4 protein-coding genes are annotated in these 5,038 nt (G+C 69.6%); 1 reads left to right on the top strand and 3 read right to left on the bottom strand.

The genetic code is table 11. The annotated features are described in order from the left end of the window. The 3 genes from KBI5_RS23800 to KBI5_RS23790 all read right to left on the bottom strand — a co-directional run. A partial coding sequence (locus KBI5_RS23800; RefSeq protein WP_085016541.1) for a glycoside hydrolase family 15 protein occupies nt 1–1,789 on the bottom strand: 1,789 nt, incomplete at its 3' end. A gap of 173 nt (nt 1,790–1,962) precedes the next feature. Further along, nucleotides 1,963–3,042 carry a rhomboid family intramembrane serine protease gene (locus KBI5_RS23795; RefSeq protein ID WP_241883149.1) on the bottom strand — a complete coding sequence of 360 codons (1,080 nt, stop codon included), beginning with the start codon at nt 3,040–3,042 and terminating at the stop codon, nt 1,963–1,965. A gap of 156 nt (nt 3,043–3,198) precedes the next feature. After that, nucleotides 3,199–3,726 (bottom strand): peptidylprolyl isomerase, encoded by a 528-nt coding sequence (locus tag KBI5_RS23790; RefSeq protein WP_085016539.1) that lies wholly within the window; start codon nt 3,724–3,726, stop codon nt 3,199–3,201. A 309-nt stretch (nt 3,727–4,035) separates the two neighbouring features. Between KBI5_RS23790 and KBI5_RS27235 the strand changes: the two genes are divergently transcribed. Next, nucleotides 4,036–4,872 carry a hypothetical protein gene (locus KBI5_RS27235; RefSeq protein WP_085016538.1) on the top strand — a complete coding sequence of 279 codons (837 nt, stop codon included), beginning with the start codon at nt 4,036–4,038 and terminating at the stop codon, nt 4,870–4,872. Nucleotides 4,873–5,038 lie beyond the last annotated feature (166 nt).

The raw sequence follows: 5,038 nt of genomic DNA, 5'->3' as shown, positions 1-5,038 counted from the left end.
CACTGACCGGATCGATCTCCTCGGCATAGAGATCCAGCGGGCTGGCGAGGCTCAGCAGCCGTTCACACAGCTGCCGGGCACGGCTCAGCTCGCCGATCTCCACCAGGGCGGAGACCAGCCAGAACGAGCAGATCAGGAAGGCGCCCTCGGTGCCGGAGACCCCGTCGTCGGTCTCCTCCGTGCGGTAGCGCAGGACCAGCCCGTCAACGGTCAGCTCGTCGGCGATCGCGAGCACGGTGGCCTTCACGCGTTCGTCGGCCGCCGGCAGGAACCCGAGCAGCGGAATCAGGAGCAGTGAGGCGTCGAGCGCCTTCGATCCGTAGTACTGGGTAAACACACCGCGATGATCCACACCCTTCTCGCACACCTCGGCGTGGATCTCCTCCGCCACGGCCCGCCAGCGCGCCGCCGTCTTGGCGTCCCCCCGCATCTGCGCCAGCCGCCGACCCCGGTCCAGGGCAACCCAGCACATCATCTTGGACACGGTGAAGTGCTGCGGCGCCCCGCGCACCTCCCACATCCCGCGGTCCGGCTCCCGCCAGTGCGTGGCCGCCGCCTCGACGAGGCGCACGAGCACCGGCCAGAGCCGTTCGGAGAGGTAGTCACGGGACTTGGTGTGCAGGTACACGGAGTCGAGAACGACACCCCAGACGTCGTGTTGACGTTGCAGTGCCGCTGCGTTGCCGATCCGTACCGGGTAGGCTYCCTCGTAGCCGGACAGGTGACCGAGGACCTCCTCGTCGATCTTCGGCTCGCCGCTCACCCGGTACATCACCTGGATGTCGTCGTCATCGTTCTCGGCGACGTCGGCGATGAACGAGAAGAAATCGTTGGCCTCGTAGTCCAGCCCGAGGGTGTACAGGCCCCACAGCGCGAAGGTGGAATCGCGGATCCAGCTGTATCGGTAGTCCCAGTTCCGTTCGCCGCGCGGGGTCTCCGGCAACGAGGTGGTCGAGGCGGCGAGCAGAGCACCGGTCGGCGCGTAGGTCAGTCCTTTCAGCGCGAGGGCGCTGCGCTGCAGATGGCGCCGCCAGGGATGGTCGGGAAACATTCCCCGCGACAGCCACTGGCGCCAGAACTCCGTTGTCCGGTCGACGGCGACGCACGCCTGCAGGTAGGTGTCCGGAAGCAGGGGCTCCTCCGGGCRCCAGGTGAGCGCGACGAACGCGGTGTCMCCCTCCCGCAGCGTGGTGCGAGCCAGTGCCCGCCGGCCGTCGAAACCGAGCCGCAGGTCGGTACGCAGCCGCAGCGTGACGTTGGTGCCCGCATGGCTGATCACGCCGGAGGAGTAATCCTCTCCCTCGTACTGCCAGGACTCGGGCTCACGGCCGTAGTCGAAGTTCGGCTCGCACACCAGGCTGAGATCCACCGAGCCGTGCTCACAGCGAGCCAGCCGGAGCAGCACGTGGTCGGCGTCCCAGTCGCTCGGCGTCCGACGGTGCGTGTTCGAACGCTTGTGGGTGCGATGCCAGCGCCCGACCACCAGGCAATCGGTGACGATGAGCCAGCCGTTCGGCGTCTGCCAGGTGGTCTCGAGAATGTTCGTCCCGGGGAGGTAGCGCCGGCCGGCCGGGATCTGCGTACGCTCGGGACCGAAACGGAAGCCCCCGGCCGACCGGTCCAGCACCGACCCGAAGACACTCGGGGCATCGGGCCGGGGCACACACATCCACTCGACGTTGCCGCTGGGGGCAACGAGACAGGACGTCTCACAGTCGGACAGGAATCCGTACTCGGCGATCGGCGGGAAGGGACTGCCCCCGCTGCGCCGCACCGGTGAATGTRCCATCTGATCCCCCTGCCCGCGCCGTGCCACGGCATCCATCACGCTATCGCCACCACACGTAGATCGCTACTATGAGTATTGACAAGAAAGCGAATGGTAGCCGCTACTCGGCGGCGTGCAAGCGTCGCGGCCGTCCTCACCCCCGCGACCAGGGCTGTCGGGCTACAACTGCCGGGCTACACCAGTGTCGACGACTTGATGATCGCGGCGGCGAACAGCAACGCGAGCACGGCGGCGACCCCGCCCGCCTGGAGCAGCACCCGGCGGGGCGGGACGTAGGCGTAGATCAGACCGATGATGGCACCGACAGCCAGCCCACCGAGATGCCCCCATTTGTCGATGTTGCTGAACGAGAAGGTGATGGCGAGGTTGAWCCCGAGCACGATGAGGATCTGCCGGGAGTCCACCCGCAGGCGGCGGGCGATGATGTAGTAGGCGGCAAAGAACGCGAAGATCGCGKTGGACGCGCCGACCGACACGGTGAACCCGTCACCGAGCACGTAACTCAGGGTGTTCCCACCGAGCGCCCCCGCCACGAACAGCGCGAGGTACCGAGCCCGCCCGAGGATCGCCTCGAGCTGAAACCCGAGCAGATACAGCGCGTACATATTGAACAGGATGTGGAGCACGCCGGCGTGCAGGAAGGCCGCGGTCAGCAGCCGATAGTACTGGTCGTCCGCCGCGATCCGGATTCCGATCATGGCGAAGTCGCCGGTGAAGCGGTTGAAGGTGCCGCGGCCGGTCAGCCCGGGCGCGCCCTGCAGGATGTAGGCGGCGACGCACAGGCCGATGAGGATCTGGGTGACCAGCCCCTGCCGGGCGACCTGAGYCGGGCCGCCGAGTGTGGTCCGCGTTCGGCGCTGCGGCGTGGAGCGGTCGCCCTCCTCCGGGCAGTGGAAGCCGACCGCCGCCGGGCGCATGCAGTCGGGGCAGATCGGCCGGCCGCAGCGCTGGYAGGAGACGTAGGTCTCCCGGTCCGGATGACGGTAGCAGTGCGGGATCATCGCGGCGCCGGGTGGCTGCGGCCGGCCGGCGGGAGGACCACCCGCGGGAAAACCGCCCGCGGGAAAACCGCCCGCGGGCGGCGGGGGACCGCCGGAACCGGAAGGTGGAGTCCACCCCGACCAGCCGGGCGCCGGGCCGACCGTGGGTCGCCACCCCGGCTCGGCCACCGGGTGCCCCGATCCGGCCGGGCGCTGCTCCGGGCCGCCCGGCTGGTCATCCGTGGGCGGTTCGACGGGCGGGTTCGCCGTCACCGCGCCGCCCCGGAGGCCAGCGTCGCCGCCGGAGGGGTACGGCTGACGTGAACACGTCCGGCCGCCCGTACGCACGCGGCGGCCGACGACCGCGCACGCCGCGCGGCTGGAGCTCTCATGCGCCGTACTCCCGGGTTCGAGGCGGTGACCGGCCGGTCAGGCGGACCGGCGGTCGATCACGATCTCCTGGATGACGATGTCGGACTTCGGCCGGTCCTGCGCCCCGGTCGGCGCCTTGGCGATCGCATCCACCACGTCGGTTCCCCGCGTGACCTCACCGAAGATGGTGTGCTTGCGGTTGAGCCAGTCGGTGGGCGCGACCGTGACGAAGAACTGCGAGCCGTTGGTCCCCGGTCCGGCGTTCGCCATCGCGAGCAGGTACGGCCGGTTGAAGGTCAGGTCCGGATGGAACTCGTCGGCGAACCGGTAGCCCGGACCACCTCGACCGGAGCCCAGCGGGTCACCGCCCTGGATCATGAAGTTCGGAATGACCCGATGAAAGATCGTTCCGCTGTACAGCGGCGTGCCGGTCTTCTTGGCACYGGTCTCCGGGTCCGTCCACTCCTGCGTGCCGGTCGCGAGGCCGACGAAGTTCCGCACCGTCTTGGGAGCGTGGTCGGGGAACAAGCGGATCTCGATGTCCCCCTGAGTCGTCCGCAGCGTCGCGTACAGCTCCTCGGCCATGAGCCTCTCTTCTCTTCAGATCGATCTCTGCGGGTGTCTGGTCAGCCGGCGTCCGGATGGGTCTCGATCGTATGCGCCGGGCGCCGCGGGGGAATTCCATCACCGAGGTTCGCACCGGGTACACCTTCCCAAGGGCACAGCCCAGACATGTCACCCAAGTATTAGTGACACGCTACGGAGGGTTAACGCGTTGGAGAAGCCCGCCGACGGGGTACGGCACACTTCACAGATCTTGACCACACCGATACCTGGGCACACCACCAGTTCGATGGTCGGACGCCTCGACCATCGGCTCAACGAGAGGGCACCATGAGTACGATATTGAAGGACAGACTGTCACATGTCGCCGACACGGTGCCGGTTAGCGGGCTGTCCGACACCGCGAAGAGCGCCGCCGACCGCGCCGGCACGGTCGCTCACAAGGCGGCGAGCAAGGCCGGGGGTACGGCCGGCTCGGCCGCGTCGGCCACCAGGGATGTGGGCGCCAGCGTGGCGCACCGGATCTCCGACGCCTCCAGCACGGCCACCAAGACCGGTGCGTCGGCCCAGAAGGCGGCCGGGAAGGCCGCGGGCCGGGCCGTCGGCAAAGCCACCGCCGTGTCCGGTCGGACCGCCAGGCGGATCGAGAAGGCCCGGGCGCATGCCGAGCTCGCCGCCGAACGCGCCCGGGCCGCCGCCGAACTGCGGGCGGAGAAGCATCGCTCCCGGCGCGCGGTGCAGCGCGAGGCCAAGGCGCGCCTGCAGGCCGACAAAGCCCAGGAGATCCTGGAAAAGCGGCTGGCGAAGGCCGAGTCCAAGCTCGCGAGGGTGCACCGCCGTCGGCGGCGGGAGTTCCTCACGCTCGCCCTCGTCGGCGCGGGTGCGGCGGGGACCGCCGCGGTGCGGCGGTACCTGGCCCAGGCGGAGGAAAGCCCGGCCACCACCGCCGAACCCGTGCCGCTTGACACCACCGCCACCGCATCCCCCGCCGGCACCACCGCATCCCCCGCCGGCACCACCGCATCCCCCGCCGGCACCACCGCATCCCCCGCCGGCACTGATACCCGGGGCGCCTTCGACGAAGGCCTGTCCGCCTCGGCGACCCCTGACTTCGAGGAGTTGCCCGGCGTCGACCCGTCGCGCGGTGCGCCCAGCCGGCGGCGCTGAGATCACGTGCCGGCGATCGACGTGCCGGCGATCGACGTGGACTCTGCTGCTTAATTCGGCGGGGTGCCGTGGGTGCGGCATGATCTCCTCTGCGGTCCGGGTCGCCTCACGGGCCATGGGAGGTGGGGCAGATGTCGTTGCAGCCGAAGGGGCTGCCTGAGATCCC

The sequence above is a fragment of the Frankia sp. KB5 genome, assembly GCF_002099325.1.
Lineage (GTDB): Bacteria > Actinomycetota > Actinomycetes > Frankiales > Frankiaceae > Frankia > Frankia casuarinae.
This window is presented reverse-complemented; position numbering and strand designations above follow the sequence as displayed.